Raw genomic sequence first — 20,728 nt, forward strand, 5'->3', positions numbered from 1 at the left:
TTGTACATACAAGCATATGCAAGGTTGTTGCCAACTCGACGCGTCGTTGAACAGAGAGGCCTGTAAGGCGCTGAAACACCTGAGTTGCGCGGCCAGCCCTCCGCGAACCCATCGCGCGAATCAACCTTGGCGAGGAACTTGCGCACGGTATTGAGGCACAAAGTAACAATCTGCCAGAAGCTGGTGCGCGCACGAGTAACATCCCACGGCATTGACCAGCACGCGTGCACCTGTGGTCACAACCCGTTACTGTCGACCCTGGAAAGATCCGGCCCGCGGCGAAAACACGCACTCAAGGCTTTTGAGATTTTCGTGCCAAACCACGGTTTTTCGTACCCAGCCCAGAAATTTGAGAGAAAATGCAAACCCAGCACACGGTCCGTTGTCATTTGCCCCATGCGTAAACTTCTTGGCTTCACCCTCATCATGGCCCTGGTCGCCGCCGTTTCCGCCTATCTGGTCTGGACCCAGGAGCGCCCCGTGGGCCATTACCTGTCCGACCTGCGGATCAACCTGGCCGTCGACCAAGGCGTGCCCGCCGACCGCGGCAACCTGCTGGGCATCCAGCCGGAACTGTTCCCCGCCGACTACCAGAGCCTGGAACGCCTGCACCTCAAGCTGGCGGCCTATCTGCAAAACGCCCGTGACCAGGGCCTGATCAACGACAAGACCATCGTGGTACTGCCGGAACATATCGGCACCTGGCTGATGGTCAGCGGCGAAAAGAACGAGCTGTACCAGGCCACCAACCTCAAGGAAGCGATGAACTGGTTGTCGGCGAGCAACCCACTGCTGTTCCTGCGGGCCTTGATCAGCGCCAAGGGTGACGACCGCATCGACGACGCCTACCTGCGTATGAAGGCCCCGGCCATGGCCCGCGACTATCAAGTGCTGTTCGGTGGCCTGGCCAAGGAATTCGGCGTGACCCTGGTGGCCGGCTCCATTGCCCTGCCCAACCCGAGCGTCAGCCAGGGCCAGCTGCAGATCGGTCATGGCGCGCTGTACAACACCAGTGTGGTCTTCGACCGCGATGGCTTGCCGCTGGGCCAGCCGCAACGCCAGCTGTATCCGATTTTTGACGAGCGCGGCTTTATTGAGCCGGGCGATGAAAACAGCGTCAGCGTGGTCGATACCCCGGCCGGGCGCCTGGGCATCCTGATCGGCAGCGACAGCTGGTACCCGGACAACTACCGCAAGCTCAACGAGCAAGGCGCCCAGTTGGTGGCGGTGCCGGCCTTCGTGATTGGCCGCGAGACCTGGGACAAGCCGTGGCGCGGCTTCAAAAGCGTATCGACGCCAGCCGAGATCAGCCTCAAGCCCGAAGAGCTCAGCGAAGGCGAAGCCTGGCACCGCCTGACCCTGATCAGCCAGCAACCCATCAGCCAGGCCACCGCCGGCATGAGCGTGTTCCTGCGCGGGCAGTTCTTTGACATGGGCAGCGCCGGGCAAAGCTTCCTCAGCAGCAACGGCCAGGTGTTCGCCGACGGCAATGCCCGTGGCGCGCGCCTGCTGAACGTGTGGCTGTAACTCAATGAAGCCGGTGCGGCTTGGGGATTTGTCGGTGGGCTTCGTCCACACCTTGGCCGATGCGATCCACAGCCATGGCCTGGACCCGCAACCGTTGCTGCTGCAATACGGCCTTGACCCGGCACGCCTGGCCGAGGCGGGTGCACGCTTGTCGATCCCGCGCTATATGCGCCTGGGCTTTGCGGCCATCCAGTTGACCGGCGACGCCAGCCTGGGCCTGCGCATGGGCCAGCTCAGCCGCCTGAGCCAGGCCGGGCTCGCCGGGGTCACCGCCGCCCAGGCGCCCACCGTGCGCGAAGCCGCCCGTACCCTGACGCGCTTCGAAGCCTTGTACGGCTCCAACTATCGCGGCCAGTCGAGCTTTCACGAGGACACGGATGGCGCCTGGTTGCGCTTCTATTCCATCAGCCCCTACAACGCCTACAACCGCTTTGTGGTGGATTCGATCATCGCCGGGTGGCTGCATCAGTTGTCGAGCCTGAGCCTGCAACCGGTGCAGGCGCAACGCATCGAAATCGAATTCGAAGCACCGGACTACAGCGAGCGCTACAGCGTGCTGGGGGACTGCCCGATCCAGTTTGGCGCCGAGCACAACCAACTGCGCCTGAGCCAGAAAACCCTGGCCATGCGCAACCCGGAACATTGCCCGAGTACCTGGCAATTACTGGTGCAATTGTGTGAACGGGAACTGGAGCAGTTGACGCGCACCCGCAGCCTGCGCGAGCGCATTACCCGCTTGCTCGGGCCGATGCTCAATGGTGGCCGGGAACCCGACCTGGAAGAAGTGGCGTCACGCTTGAAACTGCCGACCTGGACCTTGCGGCGCAAGCTGGCGGAAGAAGGGACTCAGTTCCGGGCGATTCTCAATGACACTCGCCGCGACCTGGCCATGACCTACATTCGCGATACCGAACTGGCGTTCGGTGAAATTGCCTATCTGCTCGGTTTTGCTTCAGCGGAAGCCTTTCAACGGGCGTTCAAGCGCTGGAACAGCCAGACCCCAGGGGAATTTCGCCGCAGTCAGCGGCATTCCGCCTGACGTCTGTCTTACAGCTCGGTGGCATCATCGGCCGGATCCAGCGGATCCAGTTCAAAGGCGTGGTACTCGAGCAATTCTTCCTGGTAATCGTCCATGGTTGACTCCTTGTTTTATGAAAAGGGGTTGCTTAGTGACCTGCACAACCAGCCTAAAGTGCCGTCATGACGAAAAAATGTCCGTGGCATGACGTTCCTGCACTTCAGGATTAAACGTAGCAGGATTGCCTTGATTTAGCCGGATGAATTTTAGATGCAACTGCAATCATTGCAATTGCAATCGTAAGCCGAATTCCTTTAGGGTATGGGCACCCGTTGCCAAGCGACCCTGCTCATGACTGCCAGCACCGAACGCTCTGCCCTGATCTGCATCGACGCCCTGAATGCAACGCAGCAGCCCCGCTGCTCGCCCCTGTATAGCGTGATGACCATGGCCAACACCCTGGAGTCCAGCCGGCAGGCGTGGGTGATTCGCGGCCAGTCGCGCTCACGCCGAGTGGTGAGCTGGCCCACCTGGTTCGCGCGCAATACCGGGGAAAAACCCATGCTGTACCTGCACACGGCCGCGTCATCGGCGCAGTTGCGCGCGCTGTCCGGCGAGACCCGTCAGCGGGGCATCCTGTGCAACGACAATGCAACCCAGCCCTCCCCTTCACTGCCCTTATGGCTGGCCAGCAATCCTCACTGCACACCTTATGACCCGGCCTCCGGCGAGGAAGCCCGGGCGATTGTGCTGGCGGGTTTGCAGGCGCTGTATGTCGACGGCGAGCCAGGGTTCTACTACCTGGCACTGCACGATCAACACGAAGGGCCAGGGCTGAGCCCGCAGGATAGTGACCATGCGCTCAGGGGCATGTACCGGGTCCGACGCTCATACGCCAGTGAATTGAGGGTGCGGTTGCTGGGTGCGGGTCGAGCGTTTGAAGAAGTCGTGCACGCCGCGCAGTTGCTCGAGACGGATTGGAACGTCGAGGCGCAACTGTGGAGTTGCCCCAGCTATACACGGCTGGCCCGCGAAGCAGATGCAGCGCAACGCTGGAATCGCCTGCACCCGTTGGCACCGAAGCGCAGTTGTCATCTAAGGGATTGCCTGGCTGGGGATGGCGCGCCGGTGGTCGCAGTCACCGGGTATCCGCAGCCTATCGTCGATCAATTGGCGGGGCATGTGGATGCGCGTTTTGTAGCATTGGGTGCGGGCTCCGTGGAAACGTCAGCACCCAGTCGATATTGGGTAGCGGTGCTGGCATTGAAGGCGTTGGCGGATGACGGCTGGATCGAAGCAGAACAGGTGGAGAACGCCCTGAATCGATATCACCTGAAATGACGATCTGCAATCCATCGCAGATCAAATGTGGGAGCGGGCTTGCTCGCGAAGACGGTGTACCTGTTGATATTACTGTTGCTGACACACCGCTTTCGCGAGCAAGCCCGCTCCCACACGGAATCCGCGTCGCCTGGAGTCTTTGCTTCAGGTCTTACGTCGCCCGCGGGTCTGCACGCCCGCCTCCATCGCCAGCCCCGCGGTACGCTCCAATGCCTCGGCAAAACCCCGGCGTTGCTCGCTGTCGAGCTGCGACAAAAACAATTCATCCACGCTGCTTTCGTAGATTTTCCACATCTTTTTACGCAATACCCGGCCCGCGTCGGTGATCGAGACAAAGGCAGCACGCCCGTCACCGTCGGAGCGCGAACGCACCACCAGGCCGTCCTTTTCCAGGCGGTCGACCAGGCGCGTCAGGTTGTAGCGTTCGATGGCCAGCACATCGGCCAATTCGTGCATGCGCCGGGTGCCATCGGGGCCACTTTCCAGGCCCCACAAAGCGTCGTACCAGGCATACGGCGGCAGACCGGCATCGGCCAGGCGCCGCTCGATTTCACGGATGACCGTCCTGTGGGCCCGAACAAAACGGAACCAGACATCAGGCTCTTTCGACGACATGCAACACCATCCGGGGAATTTCAAGAAGGTTGCAATAGTAGCTCATCCCGCGCTAGATTCAGTCATGTAGTTGCAATTGCAACTACATTCGCAAAGCTCCCACAAGGAGCCCACACGCTGAAACCCGTCCACCCTGGAGCCTGACATGACCCCGAACACTGCAGTACGCCTCGACGACGATCCACAGGAAACCCGCGAATGGCTGGAGTCCATCGAATCGGTGCTGTCCACCGAAGGCCGCCCGCGCGCGCATTACCTGATTGATCAGTTGCTGGATTTCGATGTGGCGCGGCATGGCGACTTCTACGGGCGGGTGACCACCCCGTACGTCAACACCATCCCGGTAGACCGCCAGCTGCCCTACCCCGGCAACCTGGCCACCGAGCGCCGGCTGAATGCGTTTATCCGCTGGAACGCCATGGCCATGGTGCTGCGCGCGGGGAAACATTCCGGCGTGGGCGGGCATATCGCAACCTATGCATCGGCTGCGGTGCTGTATGACGTAGGCTTCGACCATTTCTTCCGTGGCCGAACTGAAAGCTTCGATGGCGACCTGGTGTACATCCAGGGCCACTCCGCGCCGGGCATTTACGGGCGGGCGTACCTCGAAGGCCGGATCAGCGAAGCGCAGCTGGACAACTTCCGCCGCGAAGCCGGTGGCGACGGTTTGTCATCCTATCCGCACCCTCGCCTGATGCCGGACTTCTGGCAGTTTCCTACGGTTTCCATGGGCCTCGGACCGATTACCGCCGCGTATCAGGCGCGCTTCATGCGCTACCTGGAGTTCCGCGACCTCAAGCAGCACCAGGGCCGCAAGGTGTGGGCGTTCCTCGGTGATGGCGAGATGGATCAGCCGGAATCCCTGGCGGCCATTTCCCTGGCCGGGCGCGAGAAGCTCGACAACCTGATCTTCGTGGTCAACTGCAACCTGCAACGCCTGGATGGACCGGTGCGCGGCAATGCCAAGGTGATCCAGGAGTTCGAAAGCCTGTACCGCGCCGCCGGCTGGAACGTGATCAAGGTAATCTGGGGCGGCGGCTGGGATGCGCTGCTGGAAAAGGATAAAAGCGGCTTGCTGCGCCAGCGCATGATGGAGTGCGTGGACGGCGACTATCAAAACTACAAATCACAAAACGGCGCCTACGTGCGGGAACACTTCTTCGGCAAATACCCGGAGTTGCTAGCGCTGGTGGCAGATATGTCCGACGACGATATCTGGAAACTCTCACGGGGCGGCCATGACCCGGACAAGGTCTACAACGCCTATGCCGCCGCCGTGCGTCACAGCGGCCAGCCGACGGTGATCCTGGCGAAAACCGTCAAGGGCTTCGGCATGGGCGAGGCCGGCGAAGGCCAGAACATCAACCACCAGCTGAAAAAGATGGGCGCTGAAGCCGTCAAAGCCTTCCGCGATCGCTTCGGGCTGGAAGTGGCCGACGACCAACTGGCTGAAATCCCGTATCTCAAACCGGCCGCCGACAGCGAAGAGGCCCGCTATTTCGCCGCCCGCCGCCAGTCACTGGGTGGCTACGTGCCGGCTCGCCATAGCGCGGTCGAGTCGCTGAAGATCCCGGAACTGGATGCCTTCGCCACCCAGCTCAAGGACACCGGCGAACGCGCGATCTCCACCACCATGGCCTTTGTGCGCATCCTCGGCACCCTGCTCAAGGACCCGAACCTGGGCAAACTGATCGTGCCCATCGTGCCGGACGAGTCCCGCACCTTTGGCATGGAAAGCCTGTTCCGCCAGATCGGCATTCACTCCGCTGTCGGCCAGCTCTACACCCCACAGGATGCGGGCCAGCTTTCCTACTACAAGGAGAGCAAGGACGGACAGATCATGCAGGAAGGCCTGAATGAATCCGGCGCCATTTCCTCATGGATCGCAGCGAGTACGTCCTACGCCAACCACGGGTTGATGACCGTACCGTTCTACATTTTCTATTCGATGTTCGGCTTCCAGCGGGTCGGCGACCTGGCCTGGGCCGCGGGCGATGCGCGGGCGCGGGGCTTCCTGCTGGGGGCGACCGCCGGGCGCACCACACTGATGGGCGAAGGCCTGCAGCATGACGATGGCCACAGCCATGTGCTGTCGTCGGTGATCCCGTGCTGCATTTCCTACGACCCGACGTTTGCCTTCGAGCTGGCGGTGATCATTCGCGAAGGCATGCGCCGGATGTACGTCGAGCAAGAGGACATCTACTACTACATCACCCTGCTCAACGAAAACTACCCGCACCCGGCGATGCCCGAAGGCGGCGAGGACGGGATTCTCAAGGGCATGTATCGGTTGAAGGCGGCTGAAGACACCACGCAACCACGGGTACAGCTGATGGGCAGCGGTTCGATCCTGCGGGAAGTCATCGCCGCCGCGGACCTGCTGCGCGATGATTTTGCCGTGGCCAGCGATGTGTGGAGTGTCACCAGCCTGACCGAGCTGCGCCGGGAAGGCCATGCCGTGGAGCGCTGGAACCTGCTGCATCCTGAAAGCGAACCGCGTACCAGCTATGTCGAGCAGTGCCTTGAGGGCCAGCCCGGGCCCGTGGTGGTCGCCACCGACTACATGAAAATCTTTGCCGATCAGATTCGCCCGTTTGTACCGGGCCGGCGCTTTGTGGCGCTGGGCACCGATGGCTTCGGGCAATCGGATACCCGCGAAACCTTGCGCCAGTTCTTCGAGGTGGACCGGTATTTCATTGCCCTGGCGGCCTTGAAGGCGCTGGCGGATGACGGCCTGATCAGCCGCGCCAGGGTGGCGGAGGCGATCAGCCGCTACGGGATCAACGTCGACAAGGCCAACCCCGTAGCGGTGTAGTTACTGCGCAGGCGTCGGCAGAGGCGGAATCGCTTCGGTCGGCGCCGGCAGCGCAGGAGTGGTGGCCTCTGGCGCAGGTGCCGGGGCTTCCTTTGGTGCAATCGGCGCAGGTTCCGCCGGTGGTACCACCGGCTCCGATGCCGCTGGCACTACCGCCGGCGTCACTGGGGCTGCCGGTGTGGCCGGCGCTTCTTTTGGCACTTCTTTCGGCGCTTCAACCTTATCGGCCTTATCGGCCGCCGGAGCTGCCTTAGGTTCCGGGATGCCCAGGTCAGCCTTGGGCTTCTCTGGAATATGCGCTGCCTTTTTCACTTCCTGGGGCAGGAAAACGTCCACCAGGGCGAAATAACGCTCATAAAACTTCGGCGCAGACACCGTCTCGCTGGCCACCTTGACCATGGAGTCGTCGGTGGAGCCAATCGGCATCGACACCGAACCCAACACACCCACACCGAGGCTGGCGGAGTTGTTGACCTTCTTCAAGGCGTAGCGATCCTGCAAGGCGTTGGCGAACATCGTCGAGTGATGATTGCCGCTGCCATCGTCGGCACACACCACGTTGAAGCTGATCTGCAGGTGAGTTTCGCCGGTCTGCTGGAAGCTCTTGTTACCCGCCACCAGCTTTGGATCGCTGCTGGTGATGATGTAACCCTGGCTCAACAGCGCACGCCGCGCCGCTTCGCAGGCCGCCGTGTCACTGACCGGGTAATCACGGGAAAACGTGCCGGAGTCGTCGAAGTTCTCATGTTCATAAATAGCGGTCTTGGGTGACGAGCAGCCCGCAGCGCCCGCCAGCACCAGCGCCAACCCGAGGCTACGCAAGTGAAATGATGTCGACATCGAAAATCCTGAGGAAAACAGTCAGGGCGGTATTGTGCAACAGAACGTGGCCTCGGCGCGCGAATTCCTGTCGGTAAAACGTCACAGCCTTACGGGACGGTGTCCGCAGGAAAAAGCCGCTCGCCCATATGGTCGATAAACACGCGCAATTTCGCCGAGGCATGGCGACTTGATGGCCAGAGCATCCAGAAGCTGCCGCTGTGCTCCAGGTAATAGTCCAGCACCCGTTGCAGCCGGCCCTGCTCCACCGATTCGCGGACCATGAAGTCTGGCAGGCAGGCAATCCCCAGGCCTTCATGGGCCACGTGCATCAGTGATTCGATGGTGGTGGAGACCAGCGGCGCACGCAGGGTCGGCTCCGGCAGGCCCGGCTCCGGGCGCAGTGGCCAGGTTTCCAGTTTGCCGGTGGCGCAGAATTTGTGGCGCAGGCAGGCGTGGTCGCTCAAATCCCGGGGCTGGCGCGGCGTACCGTGCAGGCGCAGGTACTCCGGGGACGCCACCAGCACCAGGCGGTAATACCCGAGGTGGCGCGCCATCAAGCGTGAGTCCTCGGGTTTGCCGGTGCGGATCACCGCGTCGAAACCCTCCTCGATCACATCCACCATGCGGTCGGAGAAGTCCACGTCCAGCTCGATCTCGGGATAGGCGCGCATGAAATCCGTCAGTACCGGCATCAACAAGCCGCGCACTTGCGGCAGGCTGACGCGCAACTTGCCTCTGGGGGTGGCGGATGCCTGGCTAAGTTCCTGTTCTGCGGCTTCGACTTCCGCCAGGATGCGCCGGGAGCGTTCGAGAAACAGCGCGCCCTCGCTGGTCAACGTGATACTGCGGGTGCTGCGATGGAACAGCCGCACCCCCAGGCGCTCTTCGATGCGCGCGATGCTTTTGCCAATCGCCGAGGACGACACCCCCAGCATGCGCCCGGCCTCGGTAAAGCTGCGGGTTTCGGCCACCTGCACAAACACTGAAATACTGCCCAGGCTGTCCATCGTCTCGCTCCCGAGGATTGCGGACATTGGCGTCCGATAAGTTCGGAACCTTAGCCTGTTTTTCTCCACCGTGCAGCACCCTACTCTGGCTCCCTGCCCTTTCGTCTGAAAACCGGAGCCAAAAAACATGAGCGACAGCGCCCTATCTTCCACGACCCGCGCGGTGAGCCGTGAACGACTGCCTCTGGGCGGTCTGTTGGCATTGGCTACCGCCGGCTTCATCACCATCCTCACCGAAGCCATGCCGGCGGGCTTGCTCCCGCAAATGGGCGCCGGCCTCGGGGTGTCCGAAGCGTTGGTGGGCCAGTTGGTGACCCTGTACGCCCTGGGCTCGCTGTTGGCCGCGATTCCCCTGACCATCGCCACCCGGGGCTGGCGCCGGCGGCCATTGCTGATGATTGCCATCGGCGGGTTTGCCTTGGTCAACAGTGTGACGGCGTTTTCCAGCGATTACCTGCTGACCCTGGTGGCCAGGTTCTTCGCCGGGGTGTTCGCGGGATTGCTCTGGGCGCTGCTGGCCGGTTATGCCAGCCGCATGGTTGCGCCGCACCTGCAAGGCAGGGCCATTGCCGTGGCCATGCTCGGCGCGCCATTGGCGCTGTCACTGGGTGTACCGGCCGGGACTTTCCTGGGCACCACGGTGGGCTGGCGCCTGAGCTTCGCGATCATGTCCGGCCTGACGGTTGTGCTGCTGGCCTGGGTGCGCTGGCAGGTCCCGGACTTTGCCGGGCAACAGGCGGAAAAACGCCTGGGGCTGCGCCAGGTGCTGGCACTGCCAGGGATTCGTCCGGTGCTGTTTGTGACTTTCACCTACGTGCTGGCTCATAACATTCTCTACACCTATATCGCGCCGTTCCTGGTACCTGCCGGGATTGCAGCGGACATCGACCAGGTGCTGCTGGTGTTTGGCCTGGCGGCGCTGCTGGGTATCTGGATCGTCGGCGCGCTGATTGATCAGCGGCTGCGCGCGTTATTGGTGATCAGCTGCGCAATGTTCGCGCTGTCGGCCCTGGCGCTGGCGTTCTGGATCACCTCGGCGACGGTGATCTACACCACGGTGGCCTTATGGGGGCTGGCGTTTGGCGGTTTGCCGGCATTGCTGCAAACGGCGCTCGCCAAGTCGGCCGGGGATTCAGCCGATGCCGCGCAGTCGATGCTGGTGACGGTGTGGAACCTGGGCATCGCCGGTGGCGGACTACTCGGCGGCATGTTGTTGCAGGGGTGGGGAGTGACATCGTTTCCATGGGCGGTCGCCGCGTTGGTCGTACTGGCGCTGATCGCGACGCTGCGTTTAACCGATGTTTAAACGAAACGTGACGTGATGTTTCTTAACTCTTATGATCGCACCGGGTGCGCTGCTGCATACGGCACAGCGCAGGTTAAAGGATAAGCATTGGTCGGGCCGCCAATGGAGACTTGTCGTGCCTGATAAACACCCTGCTATTCCGCGCCCCCAGGTTCTGGTCGAAGGCGCCCTGTCCGCATTGGAGCGGTTTTCAAGGATCGAAGCAGTCAGCGGTATCGTGTTGCTGCTGGCAGCGATCGTCGCGCTGGTCTGGGCCAACAGCCCCGTCGCAGATTCCTACGAACACTTCTGGAACACCCCACTCACTATCGGACTGGGAGACTTCACGGTCTCGCGCTCGTTGCACTTCCTGGTGAACGATGGGCTGATGACCATCTTCTTCCTGGTGGTGGGCGCCGAGATTCGCCAGGAGATCAGGGACGGCGCACTCGCCAACCTGAAACTGGCCACCCTGCCCCTCGGCGCTGCGCTGGGTGGCGTGCTGATGCCGGCACTGATTTACACCCTGCTCAACCATGGCACCGTAGCGGCCAGTGGCTGGGCAGTGCCCACTGCCACCGACATCGCATTTGCCGTGGGTGTGCTGGCGCTGCTGGGCAAATCGATTCCGGCTGGCGTGCGCATCCTGTTGCTGGCTTTGGCGATCATTGATGACATCGTCGCCATCCTGATCATCGCGATTTTCTATACCGCCAGCCTGGACTACATGGGCCTGGTGATCGCGGCCTGCGGGCTGGCGCTGGTGCTGGTTTTTCAGCGGATGGGAATTGGCAAGGCGGTGGTGTACCTGTTGCCAGGGGCGATTGTCTGGTTTGGCCTGCTCAAGACCGGCGTCCATCCGACGCTCGCGGGCGTAATGCTTGGCCTGATAACGCCCGTGACTTCCAGACCGACTCGGGAACGCCCTCTGGACACCATCGGGCGCACGTTCAACGAGCTGATGGAGCGGCTTTCACAATCGGCTGAAAGTGCCCATCAAGTCGCCAAACCGTTGAAGCAATTGAGACAGGCCCAGCGGGAAATGCTGCCGCCGGTGCAACGTATTCAAGCGGGCTTGCACCCCTGGGTGGCCTTTGGCGTCATGCCACTGTTTGCCCTGGCCAACGCCGGAGTGAGCCTGCAAGGGTTCAACCTGGACGATCCACTGCCCCACGGCGTGTTCATGGGGGTCATCCTGGCCCTGGTGCTCGGCAAGCCGCTCGGTGTGATGCTGGCGAGCGTGGTGCTGGTCAAACTGAACATCTGCCAACTGCCGGAGGGCGTGACCTGGAACGGCGTCGCCCTGGTGGGCCTGCTGGCGGGAATTGGTTTCACCATGTCGATCTTCATCTCGTCACTGGCCTTCTCCGATCCGACGCTACTGTCGGCTGCCAAGCTGGGTGTGCTGAGCGCTTCGACCCTGGCGGCTGTGATTGGCCTGAGTTGGGGCAAGCTCAAGTTTGCGCGTTGAATCAAGACTGGTTGAGTCAGCTGATTAGTGGATAAAAAAAGACCCCGGCCTCTTCAGGCCGGGGTCTTTTTATTCAGGCTGTTACGAGATCAGAACTTCTTGATCTCAGCCTTGGTTTCCAACTGCTTGCGATAGGCGGCGAAGTCTTGCTGGCCGACACGGGACGCGAGGAAGCGGCGGTACTGAGCCTTCTCGTCATCGGTCGGTGCAGCGGCTTCATTGACCGCGTTCAAGCGCACGATCACCAGGCTACCGTCTGGCAGGGTCACGCTGGTGAAGGTCGGCTTGTCCTTGGCCGCAGGCTTTGGCATGCGGAACAGGGCTTGCAGCACAGCTGGCTCGACGCCTTCCTGGCCACGGGTGGCCGCTTCGGTGACTTTCCAGGCCTGGCCATCCACCGGCTGGTTCAGCGGTGTCTTGCCATCACGCAGGTTGGCAATCAGCTCGTCCGCGTGAGTCTTCGCCGCAGCGCTCGCGCGCTCCTTGGTCAACTGGGCACGGATGGCAGTGGCAACGCTTTCCAGCGGCAGCTGGGTAGGCTTCAGGTGCTCTTTGGCACGCAGTACCACGATGGTTTCCGGGTCCAGCTCGATGGCGGTGCTGTTGGCACCCTCATCCAGTACTTCAGGGCTGAATGCAGCGGTCACCACGGCACGGTTGGCAGCGATGCCTTCGCCACCTTCACGGCCAAACGGCGCGGAGGTGTGCACGGTCAGCTTCAGGTCCGACGCCGGCTGGGCCAGGTCGGAAGCTTCGAATGCAGCGTCTTCCAGTTGCTTGGTCGCATCGACGAAACGCTGTTCAACCTGTTGGGTCTTGAGCTCGCGGGTCAGCTTGTCTTTCAGGCTGGCGAACGATGGCACTTCAGGTGCTTCAACGCCCAACAGCTTGATCAGGTGCCAGCCGAAGCTGGAACGCACCGGTGCCGAGACCTGGTCCTTGTTCAGTGCATACAGCGCTGTTTCGAAGGCAGGGTCGTAGACGCCAGGGCCAGCGAAACCGAGGTCACCGCCGTTGTTCGCAGAACCCGGATCCTGGGAGAACTCCTTGGCCAGGGCTTCGAATTTCTCGCCCTTGGCCAGGCGTGCCTGGATCTCTTCGATCTTGGCCTTGGCCTGCTCGTCGGTGGTCTTGTCGTTGACTTCAATCAGAATGTGCGCCGCGCGACGCTGTTCAGCGAGGTTGGCGGTTTCTTTCTGATAGAGGGCTTGCAGCTCATCGTCCTTGACCGCGACCTGGTCGAAGAAGGAAGCCTTCTTCAGCTCCAGATAGTCGATGACCACCTGGTCCGGGGTCATGAACTCCTTGGCGTGCTGGTCGTAGTAAGCCTTGACCTCGTCGTCAGTGATCTTCACTGCTGCAGGGTCGGCCTTGACGCTGACGGTGGCGAAATCGCGGGTCTGTTTTTCCAGACGGGCGAACGCGAGCACTTCGGCATCAGTCACAAAACCGCTGCCGGCAATACCAGCACGAACCTGGCCGATCAGCATTTCCTGGCTCAGCATCTGACGGAATTGCATACGGCTGTAGCCCAGCTGACGGATCACCTGGTCGAAACGCTCAGCGTTGAACTGGCCATCCACCTGGAATTCCGGCGTCTGCAGGATCACTTGATCCAGCGCAGCTTCGGAGAAAGCGAATTTCGAATCGGCCGCGCCTTGCAGCAGCAGCTTGCGATCGATCAGGCCCTTGAGGGCGGCGTCGCGCAGCAGCTTTTCGTCCAGCAAGGAAGCATCGAAGTCCTTGCCCAGCTGTTGCATCAGCTGGCGACGTTGCATGTCGACGGCCTGGCCCAGTTCGCTTTGGGTGATTTCTTCACCGTTGACCTTGGCCACGTCCTGCTTGTTGTTGGTCGAAGCCTGAAAAATAGCCTCGATACCGGTGAACGCCATCAATGCGACGATGATCCCGATAATGGTCTTGGCAATCCAGCCTTGTGAATTGTCCCTGATATTCTGCAGCATGCGTCCCCCAGAAACGGTTGAACTTCAAAATTAGGCAACCGTGGAGCGTGGGTAGAGTCCGGATAGAAGAAAGGCGCATCCGAGGATGCGCCTTCTCGTAACTGGCGGAGCGGACGGGGGCTTGAACCCACACCCCCGGCGTGGCGACCCGATGGATACTCGGGTCAGCTGCCGCTCCGCTGCCAGGTCAGACCTGCGTCCGACCCGGATGGGTAAGGCTTGAGCGAAGCTTAGTTAACGGCTTCTTTCAGGGCTTTACCGGCTTTGAAACCTGGTTTTTTGGCAGCGGCGATTTGCAGAGCCTTGCCAGTCTGTGGGTTACGGCCAGTGCGAGCTGGACGATCGGTCACAGAGAAAGTACCGAAACCAACCAGTACCACAGAGTCGCCGGCCTTGAGAGCGCCAGTGACGGATTCGATTACTGCGTCCAGCGCACGGCCAGCAGCGGCTTTCGGGATATCAGCAGATGCAGCGATAGCATCAATCAGTTCCGACTTGTTCACTCTAAGTCCCCTTATATCTATTGAGTATGATTCTAAGTTTTTTGGTGAAAGCAAAAACCAGTGCTGAATGGCCTACAGACACTTAAGAGCCGCTTTATAACAAGGGCTCTAAAAAGCTGTCAAGGAAGCCCCCAGGCTTAAACGTATTAATGCGTGCTAATTCTTTCCTTAGAGTCAGTCTCGCGTTTTTCATCCTTTGCAACTATCTCAGGAGCCACATCCGGCAAGGGCTCCGGCGCGTATTGCAGCGCAATTTGCAGGACCTCGTCAATCCATTTAACCGGTTTAATCTGCAGATCCTGCTTGATGTTGTCAGGAATCTCCTTCAAGTCGCGGACATTCTCTTCAGGAATGATCACAGTCTTGATACCACCGCGGTGTGCAGCCAGCAATTTCTCTTTGAGGCCACCAATGGCCAGTACCTGGCCACGCAGGGTGATTTCCCCGGTCATGGCGACATCGGCGCGCACCGGAATGCCGGTCAGGGCTGATACCAGTGCCGTGCACATGCCTACGCCTGCGCTAGGACCGTCTTTCGGCGTTGCCCCTTCCGGCATGTGGATGTGGGTGTCGTGCTTCTCGTGGAAGTCCAGGGGGATCCCCAGGCTCTTGGCGCGGCTGCGCACCACGGTCTGCGCGGCGGTGATGGATTCAACCATCACGTCACCCAGGGAACCGGTCTTGATCAGTTGCCCTTTGCCCGGGATCACGGCGGCCTCGATGGTCAGCAATTCGCCGCCCACCTGGGTCCACGCCAGGCCAGTGACCTGGCCTACCTGGTCCTGCTGCTCAGCCAGGCCGTAGCGGAATTTGCGCACGCCCAGGAAGTGTTCCAGCAGGTCAGCGGTGACCTTCACCGAGAAGCGTTTTTCCAGCGCATGTTCCTTCACGGCCTTGCGGCAGATCTTCGCCAGTTGACGCTCAAGGCCCCGTACACCGGCCTCGCGGGTGTAGAAACGAATGATGTCGCGGATCGCGTCGGCATCAAATTCGATCTCGCCTTTTTTCAGGCCGTTGGCCGCAATCTGCTTGGGCGAGAGGTATTTGACGGCGATGTTGATCTTCTCGTCTTCGGTGTAACCCGGCAGACGAATCACCTCCATCCGGTCCAGCAAGGCTGGCGGAATATTCATCGAGTTGGAGGTGCACAGGAACATTACGTCGGACAGGTCGTAGTCGACTTCCAGGTAATGGTCGTTGAAATTGTGGTTCTGCTCGGGGTCGAGCACTTCCAGCAAAGCAGACGCCGGGTCGCCACGCATGTCGCTGCCCATCTTGTCGATTTCATCGAGCAGGAACAGCGGGTTGCGCACACCCACCTTTGTCATCTTTTGAATCAATCTTCCTGGCATCGAACCGATGTAAGTCCGGCGATGACCACGGATTTCCGCTTCATCACGCACACCGCCCAGGGCCATGCGCACGAATTTGCGGTTGGTGGCGTGGGCAATCGACTCCGCCAGCGAGGTTTTACCCACACCAGGAGGACCGACCAGGCACAACACCGGGCCACGAATCTTCTTCACGCGCTTTTGCACGGCGAGGTATTCGAGAATGCGTTCCTTGACTTCTTCGAGGCCGTAGTGATCGGCGTCGAGAATATCTTCGGCGCGGGCCAGGTCCAGGCGCACCTTGGTCTGGGCCTTCCACGGCACCTGCACCAGCCAGTCGATATACGAACGAACCACGGTGGCTTCGGCCGACATCGGCGACATTTGCTTGAGCTTGTTCAGCTCGGCAGTGGCCTTGGTCAACGCGTCTTTCGGCAGGCCGGCGGCATCGATGCGCTTTTTCAGCTCCTCGATTTCGTTGTGGCCTTCCTCGCTGTCGCCCAGCTCTTTCTGAATGGCCTTCATCTGCTCATTCAGGTAGTACTCGCGCTGGCTGCGCTCCATTTGCTTTTTGACACGGCCGCGAATGCGCTTCTCAACCTGCAGCAGGTCGATTTCGGCATCCAGCAGCGCCAGGACGTGTTCGACCCGGGCCGACAAATCGATGATCTCGAGAATGTCCTGCTTCTGCTCGATTTTCAGCGCCATGTGCGCGGCCATGGTGTCGACTAGGCGGCTTGGCTCATCAATGCTGTTGAGGGAAGAGAGGACTTCTGCGGGGACTTTCTTGCCCAGTTGCACGTATTGCTCGAACTGGGACAGCAGGCTGCGAACGAACACTTCGGATTCGCGCTCAGGGGCGTCGACTTCGTCGATCAGCGCCACTTCGGCACGCAGGTGGCCGTCCACTTCCATGAAGCGCTCGACCGCACCGCGCTGCTCGCCTTCCACCAGCACCTTGACGGTGCCATCAGGCAGCTTGAGCAGTTGCAGGACAGTTGCAACGGTACCAACGCGATACAGGGCATCTTCGCCCGGATCATCGTCAGCAGGATTTCTCTGGGCCAGCAGCAGGATCTGCTTGTCGCCCGTCATCGCGGCCTCGAGGGCTTCGATAGACTTCTCGCGCCCCACGAACAGCGGGATAACCATGTGCGGATAGACGACGACATCACGCAACGGCAGGAGAGGCAATTCGATGGTTGTCTTCATGATTTCGCCTCTATGACAGATGAAAGTAAGCTTGAAACCAAGATGGGGGCTGCCTGCAAAAAAAACAAGCGTAATGGCATCAGTTAAACGCAGTAAAAACAAAGGGGCCCCTTAAGGCCCCTTTATTTTGTACAGCTCGGCAGTGCAACGCTTACGCGTCTGGCGCAGCCTTGGCAGCCGGCTCACTGTTTTCGTAGATATACAGTGGCTTGGACTTGCCTTCTATAACGCTTTCGTCGATCACCACTTTACTCACCTCGGACTGCGAGGGGATTTCGTACATGGTGTCGAGCAGTACGCCTTCGAGGATCGAGCGCAAACCACGGGCGCCGGTCTTGCGCTCCAGTGCCCGCTTGGCCACCGATTTGAGCGCGTCAGCACGGAACTCGAGGTCCACACCTTCCATCTCGAACAGCTTGGCGTATTGCTTGGTCAGGGCGTTTTTCGGCTCGGTGAGGATCTGCATCAACGCAGCCTCATCCAGCTCGTCCAGCGTCGCCAGGACCGGCAGACGACCAACGAATTCAGGGATCAGACCGAACTTGACCAAATCGTCAGGCTCGACTTCACGCAGGGATTCACCGACTTTCTTGCCTTCTTCCTTGCTGCGTACTTCTGCACTGAAGCCAATGCCGCCACGGGTGGAACGGTTTTGAATAACCTTTTCCAGGCCGGAGAACGCACCGCCACAGATGAACAGGATGTTGCGCGTATCAACCTGAAGGAATTCCTGCTGCGGGTGCTTGCGGCCGCCTTGTGGCGGTACGGAAGCAACCGTGCCTTCGATCAGTTTCAACAGCGCTTGCTGCACGCCTTCACCGGAAACGTCCCGGGTGATCGACGGGTTGTCGGATTTGCGCGAAATCTTGTCGATTTCATCGATGTAGACAATGCCCATCTGGGCCTTCTCCACGTCGTAGTCGCATTTCTGCAGCAGCTTCTGAATGATGTTCTCGACGTCTTCACCTACGTAACCGGCCTCGGTAAGAGTGGTTGCGTCGGCGATGGTGAAGGGAACGTTCAGCAGGCGAGCCAGGGTCTCTGCAAGCAGGGTTTTACCCGAGCCTGTAGGGCCGATCAGCAAGATGTTGCTTTTGCCGAGCTCGACGTCGTCGCTTTTCTTGTCACGCTGGTTCAGACGCTTGTAGTGGTTGTACACCGCTACGGCCAGAACCTTCTTTGCACGCTCTTGACCAATCACATACTGATCAAGGATGCCGCTGATTTCTTTAGGCGAAGGCAATTTATGCGCGCTGCTTTCGGCCTGGGCTTCCTGCACCTCCTCACGGATGATGTCATTGCACAGGTCGACGCACTCGTCGCAGATAAAGACCGAGGGGCCGGCAATCAACTTGCGTACTTCATGCTGGCTTTTGCCACAGAAGGAGCAATAGAGCAGCTTGCCGTTGTCCTCGCCGTTGCGGGTGTCAGTCATTCGTTCGATCCAAATCCGATAGGCTTGCAACACAAGATGAAGGCTATTGAGGGCTTTTTCAAGTCCACTGGTGGTCGGACCTGCCGACCAGCCCTATTTTGAGCTGCTTATATTAAGCGGGGCGCTTTTCGATCACTGCGTCGATCAACCCGTATTCACGAGCCGCTTCGGCGCTCATGAAATTGTCACGGTTGGTGTCGCGCTCGATCTCTTCCAGGGTATGCCCGCTATGCTTGGCCATCAGCGTGTTGAGACGCTCACGAATGAAGAGGATTTCCTTGGCATGGATTTCGATGTCCGATGCCTGGCCCTGGAAACCGCCCAGTGGCTGGTGAATCATCACGCGTGAGTTCGGCAGGCAGTAACGCTTGCCCTCAGCACCAGCGGTCAGCAGGAAAGCACCCATGCTGCACGCCTGACCGATACAGGTGGTCGATACGTTCGGCTTGATGAACTGCATGGTGTCGTAGATCGACATGCCCGCTGTCACCGAACCGCCCGGGGAGTTGATGTAGAGATGGATGTCCTTGTCCGGATTTTCCGCTTCAAGGAACAGCAGCTGCGCACAGATCAGGTTGGCCATGTAGTCCTCTACCGGACCAACCAGAAAGATCACTCGCTCCTTGAGCAGGCGCGAGTAGATGTCATAGGCGCGTTCGCCACGAGCAGATTGCTCGACAACCATCGGGACCAGGCCGCCAGCGGCCTGGATATCAGAGTTCTGCTGAATATACGAATTACGGAACATGCTCTGCAGTTACTCCCAAATAGTCATGTCTTGAATACGCATAAGCCAGCGCGAGGCTGGCTTATGGGTGTATTTTCAAACGAGTTGAGCGATCAGTCGGCTTGTGCTGCTTCAGCCGGCTTGACTGCTTCTTCGTAAGAGACCGCTTTATCGGTCACCTTAGCCTTCTGCAGAACAGTATCCACAACTTGCTCTTCCAGCACAACCGAACGCACTTCGTTCAGCTGCTGGTCGTTCTTGTAGTACCAGGACACAACAGCCTCAGGCTCCTGGTAGGCCGAAGCCATTTCCTGGATCATTTCGCGAACGCGGGTTTCGTCAGGCTTGAGGTCGAATTGCTTGACCACTTCAGCCACGATCAGACCCAGTACAACGCGGCGCTTGGCCTGTTCTTCGAACAGTTCGGCCGGCAGTTGGTCAGGCTTGATGTTGCCGCCGAACTGCTGAACAGCCTGCACGCGCAGACGATCAACTTCGTTGGACAGCAGGGCCTTCGGCACTTCGATCGGGTTGGCAGCCAGCAGACCGTCCATCACCTGGTTCTTGACCTTGGATTTGATGGCCTGGCGCAGTTCACGCTCCATGTTCTTGCGAACTTCGGTGCGGAAACCTTCGATACCGGTTTCCTTGATGCCGAACTGGTTGAAGAACTCTTCGTTCAGTTCTGGCAGCTTGGGCTCGGAAACGGTGTTGACGGTCACGGTGAACTCGGCGGTTTTGCCAGCCAAGTCCAGGTTCTGATAGTCAGCCGGGAAAGTCAGGTTCAGAACGCGCTCTTCGCCGGCTTTGGCGCCAACCAGTCCGTCTTCGAAACCAGGAATCATGCGGTTGGAACCCAGCACCAGCTGAGTACCCTTGGCGGAGCCGCCAGCGAATGCTTCGCCGTCAACCTTGCCTACGAAATCGATGTTCAGCTGGTCTTCGTTCTGGGCAGCACGATCGGCCACTTCAAAACGGGTGTTCTGCTTGCGCAGGATTTCCAGCATGTTGTCCAGGTCGGAGTCAGCAACATCAGCGCTCAGGCGCTCGATGGCGATCGAATCGAAACCGGCAACTTCGAACTCAGGGAACACTTCGAAGATTGCAACGTATTCCAGATCCTTGCCTGCTTCCAGGGACTTGGGCTCGATGGAAGGCGAGCCAGCCGGGTTCAGCTTTTGCTCGACAACGGCTTCGTAGAAGGAAGCCTGGATCACGTCACCTACAGCTTCCTGACGTGCATCAGCACCGAAGCGGCGCTTGATTTCGCTCATTGGCACTTTGCCTGGACGGAAACCAGCGATCTTGGCCTTTTGGGCAGTCTGCTGCAGACGCTTGTTGACCTGGGTCTCGATGCGCTCGGCCGGCACGGTGATGCTCATGCGGCGCTCAAGAGCAGAAGTATTTTCAACAGAAACTTGCATGGATATTCCTCGTTGCACAGACGTTAGCTGGCCGTTTCCGACCCCAGAATCAAGGGCATGCATTCTAGTGGGTCAAACTCAAGAAGTCACCCTACTGAAAACGGGTAAAAAAACAGCAGGCAATTTATAGGTGCGAATGCACGAGTGCAGCTCGCCCCGGTGGCAAATACATCCCATCATGCCAGGGCTCTGCGCCAACCCTTCTATATATAGAAGCGGTTGCCAATCATC

The 20,728-nt window shown here is 59.8% G+C and carries 15 protein-coding genes; 6 read left to right on the top strand and 9 right to left on the bottom strand.

What is annotated here, in order from left to right; translation table 11 throughout:
- Nucleotides 1–396: 396 nt before the first annotated feature.
- From HX801_RS13805 to HX801_RS13815, 3 genes are all read left to right on the top strand, one after another.
- Entirely contained in the window at nt 397–1,527 is a 1,131-nt protein-coding gene (locus tag HX801_RS13805) for a carbon-nitrogen hydrolase family protein (RefSeq protein WP_003207875.1), read from the top strand.
- Between the two features lie 4 nt (nt 1,528–1,531).
- Nucleotides 1,532–2,566, top strand: coding sequence for an AraC family transcriptional regulator (locus HX801_RS13810; protein ID WP_177022251.1), 1,035 nt, complete (start codon nt 1,532–1,534; stop codon nt 2,564–2,566).
- A gap of 300 nt (nt 2,567–2,866) precedes the next feature.
- Nucleotides 2,867–3,886, top strand: coding sequence for a pyruvate dehydrogenase (locus HX801_RS13815; RefSeq protein WP_177022252.1), 1,020 nt, complete (start codon nt 2,867–2,869; stop codon nt 3,884–3,886).
- A 144-nt stretch (nt 3,887–4,030) separates the two neighbouring features.
- On the opposite strand, the gene HX801_RS13820 is transcribed toward HX801_RS13815, so the two are convergent.
- Entirely contained in the window at nt 4,031–4,501 is a 471-nt protein-coding gene (locus tag HX801_RS13820; protein WP_008431958.1) for a MarR family winged helix-turn-helix transcriptional regulator, read from the bottom strand.
- 145 nt (nt 4,502–4,646) lie between these two features.
- On the opposite strand from HX801_RS13820, the gene aceE reads away from it, so the two are divergent.
- The gene (aceE, locus tag HX801_RS13825; RefSeq protein ID WP_177022253.1) at nt 4,647–7,316 is read left to right on the top strand and encodes a pyruvate dehydrogenase (acetyl-transferring), homodimeric type; all 2,670 of its coding nucleotides are present in this window, start codon (nt 4,647–4,649) and stop codon (nt 7,314–7,316) included.
- On the opposite strand, the gene HX801_RS13830 is transcribed toward aceE, so the two are convergent.
- Together HX801_RS13830 and HX801_RS13835 are read right to left on the bottom strand one after the other, a co-directional pair.
- Nucleotides 7,317–8,156, bottom strand: coding sequence for a DUF2242 domain-containing protein (locus HX801_RS13830; RefSeq protein WP_003207865.1), 840 nt, complete (start codon nt 8,154–8,156; stop codon nt 7,317–7,319).
- A gap of 89 nt (nt 8,157–8,245) precedes the next feature.
- Nucleotides 8,246–9,145, bottom strand: a complete 900-nt coding sequence (locus HX801_RS13835; RefSeq protein ID WP_003207864.1) for a LysR family transcriptional regulator — start codon at nt 9,143–9,145, stop codon at nt 8,246–8,248.
- A gap of 127 nt (nt 9,146–9,272) precedes the next feature.
- On the opposite strand from HX801_RS13835, the gene HX801_RS13840 reads away from it, so the two are divergent.
- A complete protein-coding gene (locus HX801_RS13840; RefSeq protein ID WP_177022254.1) occupies nt 9,273–10,451 on the top strand; it encodes an MFS transporter in 1,179 nt (392 codons plus the stop codon).
- Between the two features lie 115 nt (nt 10,452–10,566).
- Entirely contained in the window at nt 10,567–11,901 is a 1,335-nt protein-coding gene (gene nhaA, locus HX801_RS13845) for a Na+/H+ antiporter NhaA (protein ID WP_177022255.1), read from the top strand.
- A gap of 89 nt (nt 11,902–11,990) precedes the next feature.
- Here nhaA and HX801_RS13850 read toward each other — a convergent pair whose 3' ends face one another.
- The 6 genes from HX801_RS13850 to tig form a co-directional block, all read right to left on the bottom strand.
- On the bottom strand, nt 11,991–13,865 hold the full coding sequence (locus HX801_RS13850) for a SurA N-terminal domain-containing protein (protein ID WP_003207860.1): 1,875 nt from the start codon (nt 13,863–13,865) through the stop codon (nt 11,991–11,993).
- A 230-nt stretch (nt 13,866–14,095) separates the two neighbouring features.
- A complete protein-coding gene (locus tag HX801_RS13855) occupies nt 14,096–14,368 on the bottom strand; it encodes an HU family DNA-binding protein (protein WP_003174819.1) in 273 nt (90 codons plus the stop codon).
- A gap of 146 nt (nt 14,369–14,514) precedes the next feature.
- Nucleotides 14,515–16,911 carry an endopeptidase La gene (lon, locus tag HX801_RS13860; protein WP_003207858.1) on the bottom strand — a complete coding sequence of 799 codons (2,397 nt, stop codon included), beginning with the start codon at nt 16,909–16,911 and terminating at the stop codon, nt 14,515–14,517.
- A gap of 151 nt (nt 16,912–17,062) precedes the next feature.
- Complete coding sequence (clpX, locus tag HX801_RS13865; RefSeq protein WP_003207856.1) at nt 17,063–18,346, bottom strand: ATP-dependent Clp protease ATP-binding subunit ClpX; 1,284 nt, start codon at nt 18,344–18,346, stop codon at nt 17,063–17,065.
- A 112-nt stretch (nt 18,347–18,458) separates the two neighbouring features.
- Nucleotides 18,459–19,094 (bottom strand): ATP-dependent Clp endopeptidase proteolytic subunit ClpP, encoded by a 636-nt coding sequence (gene clpP, locus HX801_RS13870; RefSeq protein WP_003174822.1) that lies wholly within the window; start codon nt 19,092–19,094, stop codon nt 18,459–18,461.
- 92 nt (nt 19,095–19,186) lie between these two features.
- A complete protein-coding gene (gene tig, locus HX801_RS13875; RefSeq protein ID WP_003207855.1) occupies nt 19,187–20,497 on the bottom strand; it encodes a trigger factor in 1,311 nt (436 codons plus the stop codon).
- Between the last annotated feature and the right edge of the window lie 231 nt (nt 20,498–20,728).

It is taken from the genome of Pseudomonas sp. G1002, from assembly GCF_013385455.1.
Lineage (GTDB): Bacteria > Pseudomonadota > Gammaproteobacteria > Pseudomonadales > Pseudomonadaceae > Aquipseudomonas.